This is a genomic window from Gemmatimonas aurantiaca (genome assembly GCF_037190085.1).
Classification (GTDB): Bacteria; Gemmatimonadota; Gemmatimonadetes; order Gemmatimonadales; family Gemmatimonadaceae; genus Gemmatimonas; species Gemmatimonas aurantiaca_A.
In genome coordinates, this window is sequence record NZ_JBBCJO010000012.1 from 660,892 (window position 1) to 684,624 (window position 23,733).

Annotated in this window: 16 protein-coding genes and 1 riboswitch; of the genes, 5 read left to right on the plus strand and 11 right to left on the minus strand. The window is 65.8% G+C overall.

Annotated elements, in window-relative coordinates; all coding sequences use genetic code 11:
• Window positions 1-88: 88 nt before the first annotated feature.
• Complete coding sequence (locus tag WG208_RS17420) at window positions 89-2,101, minus strand: M1 family metallopeptidase (protein WP_337172659.1); 2,013 nt, start codon at window positions 2,099-2,101, stop codon at window positions 89-91.
• Window positions 2,102-2,258: 157 nt separating this feature from the next.
• On the opposite strand from WG208_RS17420, the gene argJ reads away from it, so the two are divergent.
• Entirely contained in the window at window positions 2,259-3,446 is a 1,188-nt protein-coding gene (gene argJ, locus WG208_RS17425) for a bifunctional glutamate N-acetyltransferase/amino-acid acetyltransferase ArgJ (protein ID WP_337172660.1), read from the plus strand.
• A 75-nt stretch (window positions 3,447-3,521) separates the two neighbouring features.
• On the opposite strand, the gene WG208_RS17430 is transcribed toward argJ, so the two are convergent.
• From WG208_RS17430 to WG208_RS17465, 8 genes are all read right to left on the minus strand, one after another.
• On the minus strand, window positions 3,522-5,819 hold the full coding sequence (locus WG208_RS17430; protein WP_337172661.1) for a serine/threonine-protein kinase: 2,298 nt from the start codon (window positions 5,817-5,819) through the stop codon (window positions 3,522-3,524).
• 7 nt (window positions 5,820-5,826) lie between these two features.
• On the minus strand, window positions 5,827-6,381 hold the full coding sequence (locus WG208_RS17435; RefSeq protein WP_337172662.1) for an ECF-type sigma factor: 555 nt from the start codon (window positions 6,379-6,381) through the stop codon (window positions 5,827-5,829).
• A gap of 219 nt (window positions 6,382-6,600) precedes the next feature.
• Complete coding sequence (locus tag WG208_RS17440) at window positions 6,601-8,178, minus strand: amidase family protein (protein WP_337172663.1); 1,578 nt, start codon at window positions 8,176-8,178, stop codon at window positions 6,601-6,603.
• 89 nt (window positions 8,179-8,267) lie between these two features.
• Entirely contained in the window at window positions 8,268-9,260 is a 993-nt protein-coding gene (locus tag WG208_RS17445) for a hypothetical protein (RefSeq protein ID WP_337172664.1), read from the minus strand.
• Between the two features lie 58 nt (window positions 9,261-9,318).
• Window positions 9,319-9,393: riboswitch (SAM riboswitch) on the minus strand.
• 194 nt (window positions 9,394-9,587) lie between these two features.
• Window positions 9,588-11,150 (minus strand): methyl-accepting chemotaxis protein, encoded by a 1,563-nt coding sequence (locus tag WG208_RS17450; protein ID WP_337172665.1) that lies wholly within the window; start codon window positions 11,148-11,150, stop codon window positions 9,588-9,590.
• 111 nt (window positions 11,151-11,261) lie between these two features.
• Complete coding sequence (locus WG208_RS17455) at window positions 11,262-13,361, minus strand: M1 family metallopeptidase (RefSeq protein WP_337172666.1); 2,100 nt, start codon at window positions 13,359-13,361, stop codon at window positions 11,262-11,264.
• A 98-nt stretch (window positions 13,362-13,459) separates the two neighbouring features.
• The gene (gene ytxJ / locus WG208_RS17460; RefSeq protein ID WP_337172667.1) at window positions 13,460-14,242 is read right to left on the minus strand and encodes a bacillithiol system redox-active protein YtxJ; all 783 of its coding nucleotides are present in this window, start codon (window positions 14,240-14,242) and stop codon (window positions 13,460-13,462) included.
• Between the two features lie 28 nt (window positions 14,243-14,270).
• Window positions 14,271-14,774: an Lrp/AsnC family transcriptional regulator gene (locus WG208_RS17465; protein WP_337172668.1), complete on the minus strand. Its 504-nt coding sequence runs from the start codon at window positions 14,772-14,774 to the stop codon at window positions 14,271-14,273.
• A gap of 70 nt (window positions 14,775-14,844) precedes the next feature.
• On the opposite strand from WG208_RS17465, the gene WG208_RS17470 reads away from it, so the two are divergent.
• On the plus strand, window positions 14,845-16,071 hold the full coding sequence (locus WG208_RS17470; protein WP_337172669.1) for a PLP-dependent aspartate aminotransferase family protein: 1,227 nt from the start codon (window positions 14,845-14,847) through the stop codon (window positions 16,069-16,071).
• 47 nt (window positions 16,072-16,118) lie between these two features.
• Window positions 16,119-17,039, plus strand: coding sequence for a 3'-5' exonuclease (locus tag WG208_RS17475; RefSeq protein ID WP_337172670.1), 921 nt, complete (start codon window positions 16,119-16,121; stop codon window positions 17,037-17,039).
• Window positions 17,040-17,086: 47 nt separating this feature from the next.
• On the opposite strand, the gene WG208_RS17480 is transcribed toward WG208_RS17475, so the two are convergent.
• Window positions 17,087-17,989 (minus strand): hypothetical protein, encoded by a 903-nt coding sequence (locus WG208_RS17480; RefSeq protein ID WP_337172671.1) that lies wholly within the window; start codon window positions 17,987-17,989, stop codon window positions 17,087-17,089.
• A gap of 197 nt (window positions 17,990-18,186) precedes the next feature.
• Between WG208_RS17480 and WG208_RS17485 the strand changes: the two genes are divergently transcribed.
• Window positions 18,187-18,678 carry a hypothetical protein gene (locus WG208_RS17485; RefSeq protein ID WP_337172672.1) on the plus strand — a complete coding sequence of 164 codons (492 nt, stop codon included), beginning with the start codon at window positions 18,187-18,189 and terminating at the stop codon, window positions 18,676-18,678.
• Between the two features lie 194 nt (window positions 18,679-18,872).
• Complete coding sequence (locus WG208_RS17490; RefSeq protein WP_337172673.1) at window positions 18,873-21,848, plus strand: BTAD domain-containing putative transcriptional regulator; 2,976 nt, start codon at window positions 18,873-18,875, stop codon at window positions 21,846-21,848.
• Here WG208_RS17490 and WG208_RS17495 read toward each other — a convergent pair whose 3' ends face one another.
• Window positions 21,849-23,672 carry a glycoside hydrolase family 9 protein gene (locus WG208_RS17495; RefSeq protein ID WP_337172674.1) on the minus strand — a complete coding sequence of 608 codons (1,824 nt, stop codon included), beginning with the start codon at window positions 23,670-23,672 and terminating at the stop codon, window positions 21,849-21,851.
• Window positions 23,673-23,733: the final 61 nt, after the last annotated feature.

Consider the following 23,733-nt stretch of genomic DNA (forward strand, 5'->3'; position numbering starts at 1 on the left):
GAAAACGTATTCCGGAATACGGCTTGTCACCTGCGCGTTAAGCAAGGCTTAAGCTCCGCGCAGGTGACCGGGCCGCAGGGCCGCCGTCTCAGGGCTGGATGGGCGGCGTGCCCCAGACGTTGTTCTTCCGATCGATGTCCACCAGACGGGCGTCCGGATCGAGCTCGATGCGGGCCACCTGCTTCTTCACGAAGCGGTAGGTGCGCACATAGCGGCGGGTGTTCGTGCTCCACACCTCGGCGGGGTAGTCGAACTCCTGCGCCGTGCCATCGGTGAATGTGAACCGGGCACGGAGGGGCAGCACGCCCCGTTCCCGGTTGCCGTAGATCACCCCGACGAACGTCGTGTCGCCCTTGGTCTGCGTGACCACACTGTCCACGCTCTGATCGTAGCGGGCATTCTCCACGAACCAGGCCCGCCAGAACCAGTCGAGCCGCCGGCCGCCCACGTCCTCCATGGCGCGGAAGAAATCGGCCGGCGTGGGATGCTTGTAGGCCCACCGCGCCGTGTACACACGGAAGGCGTCGTCGAACGCGGCGGGGCCGAGGATCTCCTGTCGCAGCAACTGCAGCCCCACACTCGGCTTCACGTACGCCGCCTCGCCCAGCAGACGCGGATCGATGCGATCCGGGTTGATGTTCACCGGCTTGTCCACGCCGGCCGTCATGTACTGCTCCACCAACCGGCGCTCCTCGGCCGCGCGCGCCATCTGATCGCCCTTCTCCGGATACCGGCGCCCTTCGGAGAACGTGTTGATGAACGTATTGAAGCCTTCGTCCTGCCACATGTAGACACGTTCGTTGCTGCCCACGATCATGGGGAACCACATGTGGCCGATCTCGTGCGTGATCACGTTGTACAGGTCGTACACATCACGGCTCTTGTTCTCCATCGCGATCATCGGATACTCCATGCCGCTGATGGGACCTTCCACGGCCGAGATGTGCGGCCATGGGTAGGGGAACCACCGTTCGGAGTATTCCATGATGGACATGCGTGACTGATCGGCCGCATCGTACCAGTTCACCGCGGCCGACGGGCGATAGTACGCATAGGCCATGATGCCCTTCCAGCTCGATGCATCCCACTGGAAGTCGGGCGACGCGGCCCACACGGCATCACGCACATTCTTCGCGAGGAAACGCCAGGTCATCGTGCCCGTGGTGCGCGGCCGTGCGGTGCCCTTTTCCAATTCCTCCGCCGTGATGAGACGGATGACCGTGTCCGACTTCGCGGCGAGCGCGTGTCGGGCGATCTGCGTGGGCGTGAGCACCTCACGCGGATTCTGCAGGGCGCCGGTGGCCGCCACCGTGTATCCAGACGGCACGGTGACCGAAAGGTCGAAGTCCCCGTACTCGAGATAGAACTCACCCTGTCCAAGATAGGGTTCGATGTTCCAGCCGCGGACGTCATCGTACACCGCCACGCGCGGATACCACTGCGCGATCTCGTAGAGCGCGCCATCACGGCCCATGCGATCGGCACCGTGCTCGGGCACGACGAACGTCCACGCGGCCTCGATGGTGGCCGTGCGTCCGGGAGCGAGCGGTTCCGCGAGATCCACCTTCATCATCGTTTCGTTCGGACGACGGGCGAGATCGACCTTGCGTACCGCAGCACCGCCCGCACGCGCCGGCAACACCTGCGCCAGTTGCGTGAAGGTGTAGCCGCCATCGAATCCGCGCGCCCCGAAGCGGGAATTCTCGGGGAAGATGAACGAATTGAGCGAGTTGTTGCGGAATGCGTTCTGCTCCACCTGCAGCCAGAGGAACCGCAGCGTGTCCGGCGACCGGTTGGCATACCGCAGCACCATGCTGCCGCGCAGCGTGCGGGCGGCGGTGTCGAGCGTGGCGCGCAGCGTGTAGTCGGCGCGGTTCTGCCAGTAGCGGGCGCCAGGTGCGCCACTGCCCGAGCGCATCTCGTTGGCGGTGGGCAGCAGGAGGGGCGCGAAGATGGACGTATCGGCGACGGCACGCGGCCGCGCATCCTGCGCCGACAGATCACCGGGGACCGTGGCAAGGATCGTGGCACCGAGCAGCAGGGCGGCGATGGTGGCGGGTCGCGGAACGTGATGCGGAAAGTGCTGCGGGAGACGACGCATGGCACATTGGGAAGAAGACATGACTGCGCACCGCCGGCCGGGCGGCCGCAGGAAGAAATGTAGACGGCCCAAGGTGAATGGCAGCTAAACGACGGGCCACCGACGCGGGCGTGGGCGGTCACTGGCGTGCCAGGTCCACGGCTTTCAGCTTTCAGGGATGTCCGAGACTCCTGCTTTTCACGCCACGCCGGTGTTTCCCCGTGGCTTCCACTGTGCCAGCCGCAACGTCGGCCTCAAGCCGGCCGCACGCGATCTCACCCTGTTCGTGAGTGACGTGGACGCGGCCGCGGCCGCCGTGTTCACGCGCAATCACTTTCCCGGTGCTCCGGTCATTCTGGGGCGGGAGACGATCGGTGCCGGCACGGGCGGCACGCTGCGGGCGATCATCGCCAACAGCAAGGTGAGCAACGTCGCCACGGGCGCCCCGGGTGTGGAGAACGCGCGGCGCATGGCGCGTGCCGCCGCGCAGGAGATCGGCACCACGGCAAACCGGGTGCTGGTGAGCTCCACCGGCGTGATCGGCGTGCCACTGCCCATCGAAAAGATCGAAGCGGGCGTGGTGGGCATGGCGGGCGATCTGCAGGACGATCCCATGATCGGCGCCGAGGGCATCATGACCACCGACACGCACCCCAAGGCCCTGTCCGCGTCGGTGGGTGATGCCATCATCACGTGGGTGGCGAAGGGATCGGGCATGATCGAGCCCAACATGGCCACGATGCTGTCCTACATCTTCACCGATGCCGCGATCGACGCTCCCACGCTCGACCGTCTGCTGCGCGCCGCCGTGAAGCCCACCTTCAACATGTTGTCGGTGGATACGGACACGAGCACATCGGACACCTGCGCGATCCTCGCCAACGGTCTGGCTGGTGCCGTTGACGAAGCCGAGTTCCTGGCCGTGCTCACGGCCGGCTGCACACGCATGACCGAGATTCTCGCCCGCGATGGCGAAGGTGCGGAGCATCTGCTGCGCGTGACCGTGCGCGGCGCGCTCGACGAAGCGGAAGCCTATACCGTGGCCAAGAGCGTGCTCAACTCCCCGCTCGTGAAGACCATGGTGCACGGCGCCGATCCCAATGTCGGTCGCCTGCTCATGGCCGTGGGCAAGTGTTTCTCCTGCACCATCCGGCCTTCCACCACCGACGCCTGGATCAACGGCTATCAGGTGGTGGGCAAGGGCGAGCGTCTCGCTTTCGACGATGCCGTGGTGCGGGAAACGCTGTCACGCGAAGTCGTGGATCTCGAGATCGCGCTGGGTGTGGGCGACGCCTCGGCGCGCGCGTTTGGATGCGATCTCACCAAGGGATATGTCGAGGAGAACGCGGCGTACTATTCGTCGTGATCGCGTCGCGTTTTCGATGAAGCGGCAGTGAGGGGCATCCCCGGATCCACGATCGTGCCGGCCTTCTCCCGGGCACTACTTCTGCAATGAGGAACCCATCAACGCTTCGGCACGCAAACGACTCGCCTCCGCCGTGCGTCCCGCCTGCGCGAGCACCTTCGCATAGGTCATCTGGTCGGCCGCCACATCGGGATGCGCGAGGCCCAGCAAACGCCGCTTGGTCTCCACACCCGCGCGCAACAATGGCAGCGCCGCGTCCAGGTTCCCTTCGAGCGCGTAGGCGTAGCCGAGGTTGACCGCGCTGTTCGCGGACTCCGGATGGTCGGTGCCCAGCACATCGACGTGATGCGCATACGCTTCGCGATAGAGTTGCACCGCTTCGGCATAGCGCCCTTCATCACGCCGCACATGCGCGAGATTGCGCGCGAACTGCGCGAGACGCATCGGATCGGCCGGACGGCGGCTCCGCTCCACGTCGAGCAATGACGCCAGCACGTCACCGGCGTCGTGATACCGTTGCTGCTTCTGCAACGCCGCGCCCAATGCGGCCAGCGCCGACAGTGAATCGTTTCCCGTGCCCGATCGCAGGGTCCGCATGATGCTCAAGGCCTCGCGCGCCCGCGCTTCGGCTTCACCGGCCCGCCCCTGATTGAGGCGTACCGAAGCGAGATACACGAGGGCGCCCGCCAGGTCGGTGCTGTCCGGTGACGGAGCCCCGCGCCTGAGAGCGACGGCTTCCGCCGCGAGATCGCCGGCCCGCGACCAGTCGCCCAGTCCGAAGTACGCGGGCGCGATGGCGCTGTAGAGCTGCGCCCGAATCTCGGGACGCGCGGACAGGCGACGCTCCATGTCGACCGTACCGCGATCGAGGACCTCACGCAGCGTCGGTACCGTGCCGCCCGACTTGTAGGGATCGGCGCTGGACAACACGTCCTTGAGGAACTGCGTCACTTCCATGGCTTTGTCCCGCTCGAGCCGCAGCGTGGCCGCCTGCTCCTGCAGCGCGAGCGCCTGCAGACGCAACAGACGCGATTGTGCGGCCGTGAACAGCGTGAATGCCGCCACGAGACAGACCGCAAACATCGAGCTGCTCACCGCGACCGGATGCCGTGAGATGAACTTGCGCAGACGGTAGGTCGCGGAATCGCGACGCGCGAGCACGGGCAATCCGCGGAGATGCCGGCGGAGATCGGCCGCCAGCGCATCGGCCGTGGCATACCGCCTGGCCGGCAGCTCGTCGATGGCCCGCGCGATGATGGTGTCGAGATCGCCGCGCAGACGACGGGCCAGGCGCGCAACGTCAGTCATGGTCGTTCCCCGACGGCGCACCACCGACGATGCCGGTTCGCCCGTCTCGGGCAGATGACCGGTGAGCAATTCGTGCAGCACGACGCCCAGCGCGTACACATCACTCGCCGTGGACGGCGCCTCGCCATCCCGCTGTTCCGGTGATGCATAGGCGGGTGTCATGGGCTGCGCGCCGGGACGCGTGCGATCATCCGCGAATCCCGGCCTGTCGTGCCCCTGTTCACTGCCCGCATCGAGCAGCTTGGCGATGCCGAAGTCGAGCAGCACGGGCCGGCCGCTCTCCGACACCAGAATATTCGCCGGCTTGAGATCGCGATGCACCACGAGACGCGCATGGGCGTGCTGCACCGCGTCCACCACCTCGCAGAACAGCGTGAGGCGGGCGTCCACATCGAGCGCGCGTGACACACACCATTCGTCGATCGGCACGCCATCGACGTATTCGGTGGCCAGCCAGGGCGTGTCATGATCCACGCCGACGTCGATCAGCCGTGCAATGGACGGATGCGCCAGCGTGGCCAGAATGCGTCGTTCGTCGCGAAACCGGCGCAACCCCAGCGCGTCCAGGACGTCCACCTGACGCATGAACTTGAGCGCCACCTGCATGGCCACATCGCCATCCATACGCTCGGCGAGATAGACCACGCCCATGCCGCCGCGACCGATCTCCCGGACCAGTCGCCATGGTCCGACGATGGTGCCTTCGCAACGGGCGCGTTCGTCGTCGGAGTCAGAGCCGAAGTCAGGCGCGGTATCGAGCGCGGTCAGGGCCCCCTGATGCACCCGCTCCACGTCCGTGTCGCCTGTATCGCTCGCGGCATGCCGCGAGGTCTCGAGCGCCGCGGCCAATGCGGCCTGCACGGTGGACGGATGCGGCGGTGTATCGAGTACCGATTCTGCGTCCCCCTCACACCCGCGCACCCAGCGCATGACGGCGTCGTACAACGCCAGGTCGTCACCACAGCGCGCGCGCACCGCGGCTTCGCGTTCGGCCAGCGTGGCCCGGGGCGTCTCGTCGAGGACTTCGTCGAGAATGCGTTCGAGCCGCTGCCAGTCGCGCGTCATGCGCCCCTCACCCGCCGTGATCGAGGGCGTCGTGCAGCCAACCGCGGGCTTTCACCCAATCGCGCCGCACCGTCCGCTCGGTCACGCCAAGCGCCTCGGCGATCTCCGCTTCGGTCATACCACCGAAGTACCGGCACTCCACCACGCGCGCCAGACGCGGCGCCACACGGGCCAGTCGATCGAGCGCGTCATCGAGTGCGACGAGGTGGGCGTCGCGCCCCGGGTCGGCATCGAGATCCTCATTCAGCGCCAGCGGTGCCTCACCATGCCCGCGCTTCTCAGCGCGCCGGCGACGCAGATGATCCACCAGCACACGCCGCATCATGCCCGACGCCGCGGCCATGAATCGGGGGCGATCGACCCACACCGTCTGTCGCTGCGTGGCCAGACGGAGAAAGGCCTCATGCAGCACGGCGCGCGTGTCCAACGTGGCAATGTCCCGGACGCGACGCCGCTGACGCCGAGCGATGCGCAGGAGCTCGGCATAGTGCGCGGAAGCGAGTTGCTCGAGATGGCTGAGGTCGGCGGATATGTCGGACTGCGGCAACGTTTCGGAGGCCATTTCGACCGAATGTCCGGTTTGACGGTGCGGCGACGCGATTCCATCGAGCGGGACGCGAGTCACGGAGATGTCTGCGAGGTGTTGTCTGCGCCACCACGGGCGTATGGGCCAACATGAACCACACGTGCATGTGGGGCAATAGGTCGATACCGCCTCTCAACTCCTCAGCAGAATGACCCGGGAGCACCCGTGACCGCCATCACCTTCACGCCCTCTCCTTCACCCCCCGACGCTCACGCGATAGCTGGGCTTCTTCCAGTGTTTCGTGCTCTGCTCGTAGTCGTACACGAGCTGGATGAGTCGGTATTCACTCCACGCCCGGCCGAAAAAACTGATCCCGGCCGGCAGCACACCGCCCCGGGTGTATCCCATGGGCACCGTGATCGCGGGAAATCCCGTGGTCGGTGAAAAGAGCTGACTGTTGTCACCATGCGGCGTGTTGAGATCGCCGATCAACCGCGGCGGATTGCCCCACGTGGGATAGATCATGGCATCGAGCCGCAGCGAATCCATGAGCGTCGTCACGGCGACACGCACGGCGGCTCGCACCTGCTCCCGGCTCTGGCATCCGGGGGTCTGCTCGGGCGGGGTCGTGGCGGTGGCCGCATCACGCAGGCGCTGTTCCACGGTGGGATGAAAACGCCGGCTGCGGATGATGTCGTCGATGGTCTTGATGGGGGCATTGGGCGCCCGTGCCGCCAGGTACCGTTCGAGATCGGCCTTGAAACGATTGCAACCGCCCTGCTGGCGACGCTGAATGACGTCGAGTGAATCGACGCGCACGGTATCGAGTACGATCGCGCCGGCCTTGCGCAGGTCGGCGATCGCCCGCTCGAACACGGCGGTCACTTCCGCATCAAGACCGGGACGCTCATAGGCCTGCCGCAACACGCCGATACGCGCGCCCTTGAGCGCTCCCCGCTGCAGGGCGTCGGTGTACCGCGCCGCACGACGATTGTCGGCCTGACTGGTGACCGTGTCGGCGGGATCGCTGTGCGCGACGACATCGAACACCGCCACGGCATCGGCCACACTGCGGGCCATCGGTCCCGCGACATCGGCGCTTTCATTGAGCGGGATCACGCCGGCACGCGATGTGAGGCCCATCGTGGAGCGAATGCCCACCAGCGCCTGATGCGAGGAGGGCCCGCGAATGGAATTCCCGGTGTCGGTGCCAAGCCCCAGTGTGCCGAATCCGGCCGCCACTGCGGCCGCCGTACCACCGCTCGACCCCGCGGTCACCCGATCGAGTGCATACGGATTGCGTGTGTATCCCGGCAGGATCGAACTCACCGTTTCGTAGGGTGTGAACGCCCATTCGGCGAGATTGCTCTTGGCCAGCACGATGGCACCGGCGTCCTTCACCAGCCTGACCATCGTCGCATCCTGTGGGGGCTTCCAGCCTTCGAGCGCGAGCGAGCCGCCGCTGGTCTGCAGTCCGAGCGTCTCGAAGTTGTCCTTCACGATGAGCGGGATGCAGTGCAGCGGACCCACCGGCCCCCGCGCCGCATACGTGGCGTCGAGCAATTCGGCCGTGGCCAGCGCCTGCGGATTCACCGTGACGATGGCGTTAATGGCCGGCCCTTTCCTGTCCAGCGAATCGATGCGCGCAAGATACCGTGTCACCAGCGCCCGGCACGTCAGACGGCCCGACTTGAACGCGGCGTGGATGGTGGTGATCGACGCGGTGTCGATGGGAAAGGGGCGCGGCTGCGCCTGACGCGGCTGTGCCGCGAGTGGCATGGCACTCGCGACACCGGACAGCACGAATGCGGGCAGGAAACGGAAACGGGACATCCGGGAAATATGGTGTCGTCGGTGCCCCGATGGAGCACCCTATGCCGCCACGCGCGCGCCTCGCTCGGGACGCGGTGTCGACACAGCGATCAGGCGTTCGCTCCGGCGGACACCAGCCCTGCACGCACCTCGAGATAGTCCACGAGCTTCGCGAACGGATCGAAGCCCACCACGTTGACCGCGTCGGCCACGAAATTCGACAGCGCATTCACATCGTAGAAGTAATGCCGGCCATCGCGATCGTCCACGAGATACTCGATGCCACCCACGTCGATGCCGGCGGCCTGCGAGATACGTTCCACCTGCGCGATGATCTTCGCCGGCGGGTCCGCACGTTCCACACGCATCCCGCTCTTCGGCGCATCGACGGCGCAGGCACCACGCACGAGTTCCGTACCGCCGGTGGTCTGACAGGCGTCGGCGGGGCAGAGATCGAACGACCCCACGGCGGGATACACGTTGATGGCATAGAGATACCTGCCGTTCAGCGTTTCCACGCGGGTGATGTGCCCGTTGCGCAGCGGCGCGGCCTCCTGCACCAACGCGGTGCCATCGACGCCGAGATCCACCGTGCCCGCGGCCACCGCGGCTTCGAGTGCCTCACGGGTTTCGTACTTCACGATGCCGGCACCACTGCCGCCCACATTGGCCTTCACCAGCACCGGATAACGCAGGCCCTCAGCCGCGGCCACCGCCTGCGACGCATGGTTGATCACACGTGAAGTGGGATAGGGCAATCCCAGCGACTGCAGCAGGTCGAGCTGCGTGGCCTTGGACAGCTCGTTGCCGTACGCCTGCACACCGTTCACGACCGGAATGCCCAGTCGTTCGATGTGCCGGAGCCAGTGCAGCGTGTAGAACGTGGTCTGCCCGTGTCCGCGGAGATAGGCCGATGGGCTCGCGCGATTGAACACCAGCGACCAGCGGGCTTCGGTTTCCGACGGATCGAAGACATGCGCCGCTGCGTCGAGCCGCTCGTAGGGGATGCCGCGGGCCTCGAGTTCGGCGAAGAGCGGCCGGAACCAGTCCGGGTGCTCGTGATAGATCGCGATCGGCCGGATGTCGGTGGACGAGGAAGACATGGAGCACTCCTGCACTGCGCGGTGGCGCCGTCCCGACACGACAAAGCCCGGGCAGCTGGGCCGCCCGGGCATCGCGTTTTAGCTCGTTGTTTTACGTGGCGGCAATTGGCGGCAAATGACCACGGATCGGTTGTTCCCGAACCATGACTGCCTACACTGATTTAGTCAAGCAGTAAGATTCTCAACAGTTGAGGACACAATAATTCACGGGCAGTCAGACATCACACACGATTGGCGTCCATTGCAGTGCAATTCACAGTAGACCACGGCGACCCATTTCGATTCGCTTCGATTCGATTCCCTCCTCTGCGGGAAGTGGCCAGGAGATCAGGCCACCGCCCGCCGACGTGCGTCCAGTGACTGGCCGTCGGGGAGGCGATGACGCAGATCCCGGGTCTTGAATCCTTTCACGACGGCTGCCAGGTGAGCAGCCTGCCCCAGCAGTTCCTCCGACGAAGCCGCTCCTTCATCGGCATTGCTGGCCACCTGCTGCGTGATGTTCGCCATCACGGCCACGCCGCTGGAGATCTCGCTCGTTGCCGCGGACTGCTGCCGTGCGGCCTCGACGATCTCCGTGATCGCACCGGTCATGTGCTCGACATGTCCACGCGCGGCCAGCAGTTGTTCGCGCACCTGCTCTTCCCGCACCACACCGCCGTTGACGTTCTGAATCTCTTCGTCGATGAGCGCCGCGGTCTGCCGGGCCGCTTCCGCCGAACGGATGGCGAGGGCGCGCACCTCTTCGGCGACGACCGCGAAACCGCGGCCCGCTTCGCCGGCGCGAGCGGCTTCCACCGCCGCGTTGAGCGCCAGCAGATTGGTCTGGAACGCGATCTCGTCGATGGTCTTCACGATGCGCTGCGTGGCGTCGGCCGACTGCTTGATCCGCTGCATGTCGGTGTTGAGCGCGAGCATGGTTTCCGTACCGCGCTGCACACTGTCGCGCGCCTGTTCGGCGCTGTCCTTCATCTCCGCGGCCTGCTCCGCCGAGCGGGTCGCGGTGGATGCCAGCGCATTGATGGCAACTTCCACACGATCGGCGTTCTGTGCCTGCGTGGACGCACCGATGGCCAGTTGCTGACTGTTGTCCGCCAACTGTTTTGCGGCCCCGTCCACCTGAATCGACGCGGCACGCACCTGCCCCACCGTTTCCGCCAGTTGTTCAATGGCGTCGTTGAGTGCGTCCTGCATGCGGGCAAATTCGCCGCGGAACACACCTTCCATACGCACTTCCAGATCGCGCGCGGCCACCGCTTCGAGAACCCGACGGGCTTCGGCCAGGGGTGCGGCCACAGCCGTCATGACCCCTTCCACGCCGAGCAACACTTCGGCATAACGTCCCCGCACTTCATCGTGGGCGGCCTGGCCGGTGAGTACCCCATCCCGCGCTTCCGCGGCGAGGCGATCGATCTCGCGCACCGTGTGCGCCACCGCGTCCTGCGCCCGCAGGCAACCGCGGAACGATTCGTCGCACTCGTCGGTCATGCGATCGAGCGCATTGGCCACCGCACCGAGTTCGTCGCCTTCGGCGTCGGCGAGCCGCGGAATATCGTGACGCTGCAAGGCGATCTGTTCACCGCGAGCCAGTGCGGAGAGGGCTCGCCGCACGCCTTCCACGCCGAATCGATGCAACGTGGCCACCTGCTCCGTGATACGCTGCAGGCGCTGTTCCAGCGACCGCGCCAGACGCCAGGTGTAGATAGTCCCCGCGATGAGGAACAGTGCGAAGATCGCCCACAGGGCGGTGACCGCGTTCTGCACCTGAGCTGCCGTTCCCGTGCGGGCGACACCGAGTGCAATCTGTCCGGCAACGGTCACCGCCAGCATTCCGGCGGCACCAAGAAGAGCGACAACGCGCAACCGTGCGCGCAGTGTGCGTGGAGCGAACATTTCGGACAGAGACGTGAGGGCGTCGAGCGCGCCGACTCCGTCGTCAGCACAAGAGCGCGCACCGTACCCAGCGCGCGCTCCTATCTGTATCGGACTTCCCCGCCGGGGACTTTAACGCTGGGGGGTGGCGGGTGTGGCTTGAGCCGCGGCCGGCCATTCGTTGTCGGCCGGGTTCCGGTCGGGGAACCGCCGGTTCGGATCCAGCACGATCTTCTCGATGGCGCGACCACCGAAGGTGAGGTCGACGTTCACTGAGCGCGCGCCGCCGAACCAGACATCGACGGGAAGGGTCACCAGTGCCGTCGTGGCGTCCAGCATCACCGCGTTCTTCATGGGCCGGATGGGCGCGCCCTTGGCCGCGAAACTGACTTTCAGCACGACGGGCGCCGGCATGTCTCCATCCTGCGCCACTGTCACCGTCGTGCGACCGGCAGCACTCTTCACACCGGCAATGCGGCCGTCCACGCTGGCCGTGGTGAACAGCCACGAATACCAGAACCATCCCAGGTCGCGACCGAGCGCCTTGTTCATGAAGAACATCCAGTCCCACGGCGAGGGATGTTTGAACAGCCACGCGTCGGCAAACTGCCGATGCGCACGCTGCACCGCGCTGTCTCCCACGATACCACCCAGCATGGAAAGCATGAGCGGCGTCTTGCTGTACGTGGTGAAGCCATAGAAGCCCGGGCCGCCGTAGTTGGCGTTCCACATCATCGGCGCCTCGGCTTCGTTTCCGGCCGTCTGTCCGTACTTCTGTCCTTCGCCATCGAGCACGGCCGGTCGACCGGCCGCGTCGGCCGCCGAGAGGATGTTCATGTACTGATTGAATCCCTCGTCCATCCAGCCGTACCAGGTCTCGTTGGTGCCCACCACCATGGGCCACCATTGATGACCGGCCTCGTGATCGGCCGCGCCCTGGTTGGAGTTGATGACCATCGGATACTCCATGCCGGCGCTCGGCCCGTCCTGCATGGTCAGTTGCGGGAACTGATAGGGGAACCAGAGCTTCGAGTAGAACTCGAGCGCGTGGCGCGTGATTCCCGGCGCACGGGCAAAGAGATTGGCCCGTCCCGGCAGATAGAGCATGTGAATGGGCACCGGGCCTTTCCCGGGAATCATCGCCCGCGTGGACTGCCAGACGTACTTCCGCGCCGTCGCCCAGGCGAAATCGTTCACCGTGTCGGCATGGAAACGCCACACGAGACGCCCATTGGAGCTCGTCGCCGTCGCCTGTCCGGGGCCCACTTCGTCGGGTCCGACGATCATGGTGAGATCGTCGGACTGCGTGACTTTGGCCAACTGTTCCCGCGCACGCGCCGTCAGCACCTGCTCGGGATTCTGCAGCGTGCCGGTGCCACTCACGAGCCACCCCGCCGGCACATCGATATTCACATCGAACGTGCCGAAGTTGTTGAAGAACTCCGACGGCCCGAGGTAGATCTCGGTGTCCCATCCGCGCAGATCGTCGTACATGGCCACACGCGGAAACCACTGCGTGGGCTGGAACAATGAATCCGCCCACCGCTGTGTCATGCGATGTCCGGTACCCGGTCCACCCGGCAACTTGTGCGACCAGTCCACTTCCAGTACGGCGCGTGTGCCCGGCGCGATGGGGGAGTTGAGACGGATGCGCGCGTTGGTGGACCGTCCATTCAGCAACGTGTTTTCGGTGGCCGCATTCGCCGCGGCCTGCTGCTGATTCTGAATGGCCCGGGCGCCTTCGGCACCGGCCGCCTGCGGCGCCTCGTTCGACGCGATGTTCACCGGCGCACCATCCACGGTCATGCGTGCGATGCGCATGCCGTCGGTGACCTCGGCCGGTGACCACGGCGCAGCGTGCGGCGCGGTGCCGATGAAGTGGTTGGGATCGAGGCGCAGACCGATCTCGCGGAGCGCATCCGGACTGGTGTTGTGGATGGTGATGCGCGCCTTGCCGGTGAGACGGGCCGAGGCCGGATCGAGCGAAACGTCGATGTGATAGTCGGTGCGCAACTGCCAGTATTTTGCGCCCGGGCGCCCCGTCGAATCCCGCGTGCCCGCGGCGAACGCGCGACGGATGGCATTGGTCATCGGAATGTCGCGGCGCACGGCGCGCGGCGGCATGCGGTTGGCCGTCTGGGCATGGATCGCCGCCGGGACGGCCAGCGACAGTGCGAGAGGAGCTGCCAGCGACAATAGCCGCAGCGGAACGAAGGAGCGTGACATGGTCATGGAGAATGAGCGGAGGGAACCGATCTCCGATAACTAGCGTCTCAAAGCCACTCCCGTCAGGGTCACCCGTTCAGGGTCACCCGTCCTCGTGGAGCGGGTCAGCCCGAAATCGCACCTGGAGTCGTGCCTGAACCTGTGTCTGAACCTGCGCCTGAAATCGCACCGGCGCCTGCGCTCGTGATGACGTCGGTCAATGCGGCGGCGGTCACGCGACGGTGCGACGCATGCCAGAGCACCTCGCCGCGCTGCACCACGATCGCCTGCGGCGACTCATGCCGCACCCGAAGCAGTTCTTCGAGCGCATTGGACAGCGGGCGTTCGTTCTGCACCGTGATGACGCGCGTGGGCACATCGGGGTGCTCCGCCGTGAACGCATCGTATTCACGCTTCACCGCGATGGAAATGGAACAGGTGGCGCTGTGCTTGAACAACACGGCCGGACGATCGGAGGCGACGAGCGCCTGAGCTTCCGCCCAGGCGGCATCACGCGCATTCGCGGGAACGGGGTGCGTGCCAGCCTCGGCAACCGGTCCCGGTGCGCTCTCGAACCCCGGATCGAGGACACGATCGAGCAGCGCGGCATAGGTCCCGAAGGCCTGCGCGCCCGACTGCCGGGCCACCAGCGCCCCATCGCGGAAGACCAGCACCGTGGGCAGTGCCCGCACGTCATACCGGACCACGGTCTCCACATTGCTGTCGGCCTCGAGGGTGAGCACCCGGACCCGGTCGCGATACGCCCCGGCAAGGCGCTCCATCACGGGCGCCAGTGTCAGACAGGGGACACACCACGCGGCCCACACATCCACCAGCACCACACCCGCGGCAACCTGGCGGGCAAAATCGGCGTCGGTCACCGCCATCGTTCCCGTATCTGAACTCATACGTGGAAAGTTAGCCCATTGTCGCGGGCTACCGGGCCCCGAACCCCGCATTGCGCGCGTGCTCGTAAATGAGTGAGGTCTCGACGTGCACCACTTCGGGACGTCCCGTGAACGCCCGCAGAATGAGGTCCCGCAGTTCATCGGAATCCCGCACCGCGACATGCACGAGGAAGTCGTTGGCGCCGGCCACGTGAAACACAGCCAGGGCTTCCGGAAGATCGAGCATGGCCTGCCGGAAGGAGGTCACCGCGGCGCGCGTGTGCCGCGCCAGGCGCACGGCCACCAGCGCCTGAAGTCCGGTGCCCAGCACCCGCGGGTCGACATCGGCGTGGAAGCCCCGCAACACCCCACCCTGCATGAGCCGTTTGACGCGCTCGTGGCAGCTCGACTCGGCCAGCCCGACCCGCGCCGCGAGCTCCTTGTTGGTGAGCCGCGCATTCTGCTGGAGAGCCGCCAGAATGGCGCGATCGATTCGGTCCAGTGCCTCCGGCTCCAGCACCGGACGAATATTCTTCGGATTTTTCTCTGTCATAGAAATCTCATTCTAACATTTTCATTCCCACCCGAACACTCCACGCCATCCGCGCGCTTCCGGAGGCCCCGTGATCCGTCCCGCCCAGTCCGATCTCCAGACCCTCGCCGTGCATGCCGGCCGGGAAGACTTCCTCGCCCTGGGGATCCACGCGCCGCTCATCGACCTCTCGTCCACCTATCCGGTGCCCGACCCCGAGGCCGGTACCGCCAGCTACGACGCCATGGCGGCCGGTGGCACGCCGCAGGGCAGCGCGATCTACGCCCGGTTGCACAACCCCACCGTGGCGCGCGCCGAGCAGGCCATCGCGACGCTGGAAGGCGCGGAGGCCTGCGTGGCCTTCGCCTCGGGTATGGCGGCCACCACCGCCGTTCTGCTGGCGGCAGCCATGGACGGCCGGCACGTGGTGGCGGTGCGTCCCCTGTATGGCGGCACCGATCATCTGCTCGAGAGTGGCCTGCTGCCCATCGAAGTCACCTTCGCGGAGCCGCACGAGGTGGCCGACGCCATCCGCCCGGATACGGGGCTGGTGCTGATCGAAACGCCCGCCAATCCGACACTGACGCTGCTCGACATCGAAGCCATCGTGCGGGCCGCAGGCAAGGTGCCGGTGGTGGTGGACAGCACGTTCGCCACGCCGGTGCTGCAGCGTCCACTGGCGCATGGCGCCACCATGGTTCTGCACAGCGCCACCAAGTTCCTCGGCGGACACGGTGATGTCGTGGCCGGCGTGGTGGCCACCAGCGAGGCGTGGGCGCGTCGTCTGCGACAGGTGCGCATTCTCACCGGGGGCATTCTCCATCCGCTCGCGGCGTTCCTGCTGCTGCGTGGTCTTCCCACGTTGCCGATGCGCGTGCAACTCGCACAGAAAACGGCGCAGGATCTGGTCGCGCGACTGGCCGCGCATCCGATGGTGTCGGCGGTGCATTTCCCCGGTCACGCAGGGAGCGACCCGATGGGATTGATCGGCCGGCAGATGGCGGGGCCGGGCACGCTCATTGCTTTCGAAGTGCACGGCGGGGTGACCGCGGCCAATGCACTCATGCGCGCACTCACGCTCATCACACCGGCTGTCAGTCTCGGCTCCACCGATTCGCTCATTCAGCACCCGGCCGGGCTCACGCATCGCCTGCTCGATCCTGCGGTGCGTGAAGCCGAAGGCATCACCGATGGACTGCTGCGATTGTCGGTGGGTCTCGAATCCGCCGACGCGTTGTGGAGTGATCTCTCCGCGGGCCTGGATGCGGCAGCGGAAACGATCGATGGGGCAATCATGAGTCCCCTCCAACACTCGTAGCCCCTCGCGGGATAGCTTTCGGCAGACCTCAACGCCGGACGTTCCGCATGCAGGGAGAGAAGACCGAACTGGAAGCGATGGCACGCACCCTCGAGACCTCGGGAGACTATCAGGTCCTCCGCCGTCTCGAGGTGCCCGCGTTCTACACAGAGCCGTCTGCGAGCCCGACTGCGGTGCCGACGATGCGCGGGCTCATCGTGGACGTCGAAACGACGGGACTCGACACGGCCCGTGATGCCATCATCGAGTTCGGCGCGGTGCCATTCGATTTTGACGCCGAGGGTCGCGTGTACGCCGTGCACCCCGCCCTGTCGTACCTCGAAGACCCCGGGCGTCCCATTCCCGCGGAGGCCGCGGCAATCACTGGCATTACCGACGACGACGTGCGCGGCGAACGCATCGATGATGCTGCCGTGCACGCCGCCCTCGAACCTGCTGTCCTCGTCATTGCACACAATGCAGGATTCGACCGACGAATGATCGAACGCCGATTTCCGGCATTCGCGGACAAACATTGGGCCTGCTCACAACAAGAGGTGCCATGGGTACGATTCGGCAGCCGCAGCGCGAAGCTCGACTACCTGCTCTATTGTGTCACTCATGCATTTCACACCGGCCATCGGGCCGCCGACGATTGTTTCGCCACGCTTCACTTGCTCGCCGTTCCGCGCGACGGCGATGCCACGCCCCTGCAACTGCTCCTGCAGAACGCACGACGCCGGACCTGGCGTCTCTGGGCCACGGGCACACCCATCGAGGTGAAGGACGTGCTCAAGAGCCGTGGATATCGCTGGTTCCCCGGCAATGATCAGAAACAGAAAGGGTGGTATCGCGATCTGTTCAGCGACGAATCGCTGGCCGAGGAACAGCAGTGGTTGCAGCAACATGGCTACGGCGGTCGCGCCAATCCCAACTGGAAGCTCGAGAAATTCACGGCACTCGAGCGATACTCCGAACGCATGGGATAGGTGTGGGATGGGCGCGGCCGCCGTCATCCATTCGTTCGCCCATTCGTTCAGCGACGCGCTTCGAGATTGGCCAGCGCGATGCGGTACTCGCGACGTTCCGCGTCCCACAGGATGCGATAGGCGGTGGGATACGCGCCCGGCTTCTCGTACGCCTCGGGAACCGGCAGTGGGATCACTTCGTCACGCACGGCGGCATCGGTGGCCATCTTCTTCGCGAGAATGTGCGCGCGCGTGATCATCGGCTCCCAGAAATGGAAACGGCCATTCCACGAGCCCAGGATGAAGGTGCTCGTGAAGGGTTTGAACTGATCGGGTTTCCCCAGCAGTCCCTGCAGTTCGGCCGAGCGGATGTCTGCCCAGTGCACGCCCATCTTCGGTACCGCAGCGTCCACCGGTTTCGAGCCCGGAGGGCTGAGCTGCACCATGAAGGGCGGCACCACATCCCCACTCGGCAACAGATTCGCCTGCGCGGCGTACTGCGGATTGGCCGGTACGATCTCGTCGCGTTCGGCCTTGTTGACGATGTAGAAGTGGAAGTCGAAGTGCGGCGCATCGTAGACACCGGCCGGCTCGTGTCCCGAAGGGTTCCAGTTCACATCGATGAACCGGAAGGGCGTGGCGAACGGCTCCGGCAGTGCGAGCGACCATTCATGCACGACACCGGGTTGCCCGTGATGACCGGCGCCGTCGGTGGGCAGGCCTTCGAGCGCACGCTCGGAGAACGCCACACCGACTTCGAGGGGCGCCATGGTCTTCGAGTCGAGCATGACGTAGCTGCGCACTTCACCATTGCCCACGGTCGCACGCTGACCGTACTGCATGGTCACGGCCGACTGCACCGGCCGCCCGGAAGACGGTGCGCGCTGTGCATCGGCCGGCGCGACCAGCAGACTGGTGGCCAGAGGCAGCGACACGGCAGCCGGAACGACGGCGCTCAGAAAATTGGACATGGAAAACATGGGGATTCTCATCGTCGAGGCCGCGCAGGGCGGCGGTACGGTGTCGCCGGCACCCACGGCACCCTGCAGCGGGCGGCGACGCCCATACCTACGTCCGGCCTTCTTACGGCCTGCGTGGAGCGCGCTGTCAGTGTCCCCGTCCACGCATCGGTAAGCGGCCGGTAAGCAGGCCGGACGAATGTTGGTCCATGACTGATATGCAGAATTCCCCGCCAGCGGCGCTCCCTGCCGCCCCATGGGCGGAAGTACGGGTGGCCGAACGTGTGATCCGTTACAGGCGGGCCGGCCGCGGTCGGGGTCGGGTGATCCTGCTCCTGATGGCCCCGTCCGCAGCCGAGGCCGATGGGAACTGGCCCGAAATGTCCGGAACGCTGGCGCAATGGTTCCGTGTGCTGCAACCCGAGCCCCCCGCCACCACGCCGTCAACCGCGGTCGACGCGGACTGGCTCGACGCCCTGCTCGATGGACTCGGCATTCCCGACGTGGCATTGGTGGCCGGCGAACCCTTTCATGACGTCGCACGGTCGCTGCTCACGCGGGAGGACATTGCCGCGGCCATTCTCGTGACGACCGGCATGCCGTCCATCGAGAGCCCCCGTCCACTGCTCCTGCTCGACCCGACGCTCAGCACCGAGGCGGCCTGTCGACACATTCGCGAATTCCTGGAGCGCGTGCCATGAACCGCCTGTCCGATGTGTCCGACGGCTCCGGTCGGCTGAAACGCCTGCGTCTCCGGCTCGTACGGGTTCCCGGAATTTGAATGGAATGGCCGGACCCCATATCGTAGAACATTCGCAGGATCTTCACAGCACGTTCGCCGCACGTCACAGCATCTCGGTCTCTCTCCTTCGGCCGTCCGCCACCCCTTTCTTCGATGACTGCCACGTCCGCTGACGTTCCCGCGCCTCTGACACGCTTCGTGGGCCGCGAGCGGGAACTCGACGATCTGGCGCGTCTTCTGCCAGCCACACGACTGCTCACTCTCACCGGAGCCGGCGGCAGCGGCAAAACGCGACTGGCCCGCGAAACGGCACAACGGGTGGGGAGAAGTTTCGAGCGGGTCTCGTGGGTGGATCTCACGCCGCTCGCCGATCCCACGCTCATCGACGACCGCATCGCGACGGCGCTGCGCATTCCCGAACGCACCGGAGGCGCACCGCTGGATGCCGTGATCGGGGCCATCGGCGATTCGCGGACGTTGCTGGTGGTCGACAACTGCGAGCATCTGGTCGATGCGTGCGCGACCGTCACTGAAACGTTACTGCAGAGATGCCCGCACTTGGTGGTGCTGGCCACGAGCCGCGAAGCACTCGGCGTCATGAGCGAGACCGCGTGGCTCGTGCCGGCCATGAGCCTGACCGAAGCGGTGCAGTTGTTCGTCGACCGCGCACAATCGAGTCTGCCGAGCTTCACGCTCACCGAGGCCAATCGTCCGGCGGTGGAGGAGATCTGCCGACGACTGGATGGTATTCCTCTCGCCATCGAGTTCGCCGCGGCGCGGGTGCGGGTCCTTCCTCCGGAACAGATTGCCCGGCGCCTCGACGATGCCTTCCGTCTGCTGAGCAGCGGCAATCGCACCGCCATGCCGCGTCACCGCACACTGCGCGCGACGATGGAATGGAGCCATGCGCTGCTGGGAGCGCGTGAGCAGGCACTGTTGCGACGATTGTCGGTGTTTGCCGGCTCGTTCTCGCTCGATGCCGCCGAAACCGTCTGTCAGGGCACCATGCTCGAGGCGGACGACATTCTCGACGGCATCGCCGCGCTCGTCGACAAATCGCTGCTCGTACTGGTGACCAGTGAAGGCGATGCGCGCTATCGCCTGCTGGAAACGGTGCGTCAGTACGGTCTGGAACGTCTGGCCGAAGCCGACGAACAGACACACTTCGCGCACCGTCATGCGGAGTACTTCCTCAGTCTGCTGGAAGGCCCCGGTCTTCATGTGTACGAGGGCGAACTGTCGGCGGCGCAACTCGCACGGCTCGCGGAGGAGGATGACAATCTGCGCGCGGTGATGGCCTGGGCCATTGCCGAACCTTCGCGGGCGGAGCATGCGCTGCGTCTGGCCGACGGACTGTTCTGGTACTGGTATGGTTCGTCCATGGCTTTTCCCGGCGGGCAATACCGGGAAGGGAAGCGATTCGTCGAAGCGGCACTGGCCAACGGACACGATCAGGACAGTGTGCTGCGCGCCAACGCGCTGTCCGCCCTCGGCCTTATCGCCCTCGCCACGGGTGAATGGGAGTTGAGTGCCCGATGTCTGGCCGACGCGCTGGACATCGCGCGCGCGACGCACAATCGCGCGCACGAAACGTTCGCCGTGACCAAACTGGGCGCCACGCACTTCATGCGTGGCCATATAGGGGAAGCACGCCAGCTGCTTGCCGAGGCTCAGGTGTTGATCGCCGGGCGGAGTCCTTCGGTACTGCACGCATTCGTGTATTTCTGGGATTCGTGGCTGGCCCTCGTCACGGGGGATCTCCAGCGCGCCCGCGAAGTGGCCACGATGCAGATCGGCCTGGGGCATCAGACCCGTCATCACAGTGTGCGTGGGCACTCCAATACGATCATGGGCATGCTCGAGACGGCGGAAGGCCACCTCGACGAAGCCTACACGTACTACATCACCGCCATCACCCATCATCTCGATCCCGAAGATGCATGGGGACTGATGCTCGACGTGGAAGGACTGGCGCGCCTCGCGGTCGCACGCCGCCGGTACAGCGACGCCGCGCGTATCCTGGGCGGCTGCGATGCGCTGCGGGAACGGGCGATGATCGTGTCTCCGCCGATGGCTCATGAACAACTCGAGCGCCTGGTGACGTTGCTCCAGGAAAAGCTGGGTGCGGATGCCGTCGCGCGCCTGCGGGCGGAAGGCCGCACACTGCCGCTGTCCGAGATCGTGCAGATCGCCTGCGATCAGACGCTCGGGCACACCACCGAATTCGCCGTGGTCGCGCCCGAAGCGACGATGGCCGCCACTCCGGAAAAAGCACCTGCGGTGGCGATATCAGCGACGATGTCAGCGACGATATCAGCAGCGATGTCGGCGGCGGATTCCATCACGCCCCAGCCGGACGCGGTATCGGAACCGGCGCGACTTCGTGTGCTGACGCTCGGGCCGCTGCAGACGTTCGTGGGAACGCGCCTCATCGAAGCATCGATGTGGGGATCGGCCCGTCCGCGCGAACTGCTGGTGTATCTCCTGCTGCATCCTCAGGGTCGCACGAAGGAGCAGGCCGGGCTGGCACTCTGGCCCGACGCCAGTCCCGCACAGCTCCGCAACAACTTTCACGTCACCCTCCATCGCCTGCGCAAAGCCCTCGGCGGCTCCGGATGGATCGCCCTGGATGGGGATCGCTACCGCGTGGATGCGGCGCTGCTGGAGGAGTTCGACGCCACCCGCTTCGAACACGAGGTGACGCAGGCCCGTCGGGCTCTCAAGCGCAAACAGGAGGGCGCCACGCAGGCGCTCGATCAGGTGCTCGCTCTCTACCGGGGGGATTTTCTCGACGGTGAACCGGTGGGCGACTGGCATGTGGAGTATCGCGACCGGCTGCAGATCCTCTATCTCGACGGTCTCATGGAACTCGGCCAGCAGTACCTGCAGGAAGAGCGGCATCGCCGCGCCGTCGAGGCCTTCCGTCGTGTGCTGGCGCGTGACGAGTTTCACGAGAGCGCCCTGCAGTATCTGCTGCGTTGTCATGCGGCGCTGGGCGAACGGGCGCAGGGGGTGCGGGTGTATCGCAGCTTCGTCGAACGTCTCCGACAGGAACTCGAGACTGAACCCGAACCGCAGACCGTGCGGGTGTTCGAGCAGTTGTTGCAGGGGGCCGAGGTACCAGCCTGATCAGCGTGCGCGACGGGAATGGGGCGCCCGCGTCCCTGCAGGGCGATACGCCGGATCGCGCGTGGCGAGCAGGTACGCCAGACTGGCCGTCCCATCCATGATGTGCTCGTTGGTGGAGTAGTCCCCGAGATCATCGTGATACACGATGAACCCGGTGTTGAATCGTGCGAAACGATCGGGACCGGTGAGTTGGATGCCGCGCAGATTTTCGTAGATGGACCGATAGACGGGACCATCCACGAGACCACCCGTCAATCCATGCAGTAAGGAGTCCGGCAGTTCCGTGTGCGGATGCCGGGGCCATACGCCGTCGCCCGGTATGCCGATGATCATGGACGTGCCCCACGGGTTGGTGCCGAACAGCCAGTCGAGTGCGCCCTGCTCGAGATGGCGGAATCGATCGTCACCGGACATCTCGCGGTAGAACGTGGCCTGAATGGCCACCGAGACCATGAGATCGTTGGAGCACCAGATGAACGGGACGCCCACGGCGAAGGCACTGTTCACGCGCCGGTCCACGCGCGCCAATCCCTCCCGATAGAACCCCAGCAACTCGGCCTGCGTGGTCCTGCCCGCACGGCGCCACGTTTCGTAGTGACCCGCATTGTGAAAGGGATACCACTGATAGTGACTCGCCGTATCGGCACCCATCCACGGTGTGACCGGTTCCTGCCGTGCATACCGCAGCGCCGCCTGCTGAAAGGCCGCCTCGCCGGTGAGTTGGTACAGCAGCGACGCGCCGAGTTCCATGTCGTCGACCCAGTTGTCTTCCTCGTAGAAATAAGGTGAACGGCCGGGCGCGGTCTGACACACACCGGGGAATCGCTCTCCCAGAGCAAACGCCGCGCGGGCTCGGCGTGTGAGCGAATCGGCCAGCACCGCATCGATGTCACGCAATTGCCCGGCGCCCAGCGCAAACGCCGCGGCCATCTTGCCCGCCGTGGAGGCATACCCGGTGGATCGGTTCTTCGCGGTGAACAAGCCCTGCGGCTTTCCGGTGCAGGGATAGACCGGACGTTCCCGACCCTTGCCCCATCCGTAGTCGGAGCTGTCGGTGGTGATGAGGTCCCAGTAGACGTGATCCCGATCGTCGCCGAGCTGATTGAAGATCGTGCTGTCGTCGGGAAACATGCGCAGCAGCCACGACAGGCCATGACGCGCTTCGTCGAGGATATCGGGCACACCATTGCGTCCCGGCAATCCCCGCGCGTCGTGCGCATCGGCAAATGCCGCGGGAGCATCACGATAGGCCGCGAGCAGTTGATAGGTGGCCGTCGCGGACGTGGTGACGTACTGCAGATAGTCCGCGGCGTCGGCCCATCCGCCGCCCACCGCGATGAAGCTGCCGCTACGGGTGGGATGATCGACCACGATGCCGTCGTACCGATGTGCGGTGTCGCGCAGAAACGGATTGTAGCCCGAGCGCTGCTGCCGCATGTAGCCCATGAGCGTGTCGGCGAGGCCGGCATAGACCCGCGTGCCGATGGAAACGGCGGGAGAGGTGGCCAGGATCGCACCGCGCGCATCGTGCACCCGCACCACCACGCGTCCCGCCGTCCGGATCGTACTGAAGTCGAGACGCCAGGTTTCGCGACACGGGCCGAATGCCCCAGCCGGCACCACGCGCCGCCCCGCGAGCAGTCGTTTGCCGGCGGCATCGATCACGGAGAAGGTGACCGGCTTCGCGGGTTCGAGCGCACAGAGCACGGCAACCTTGGGCGCCTGCGGGAGATATCCCACCTGATTCACGCGGACGAACAGGGTGCTGTCGGCGCCGCCGGGTGGCACACCCAGCCAGGCGCTTCCCAACAGGGACATGCTCATGGACATGCTCATAACGACGATGCCGGTCATGACGGCAATTGTACGTTCGCGAAAAACAGAT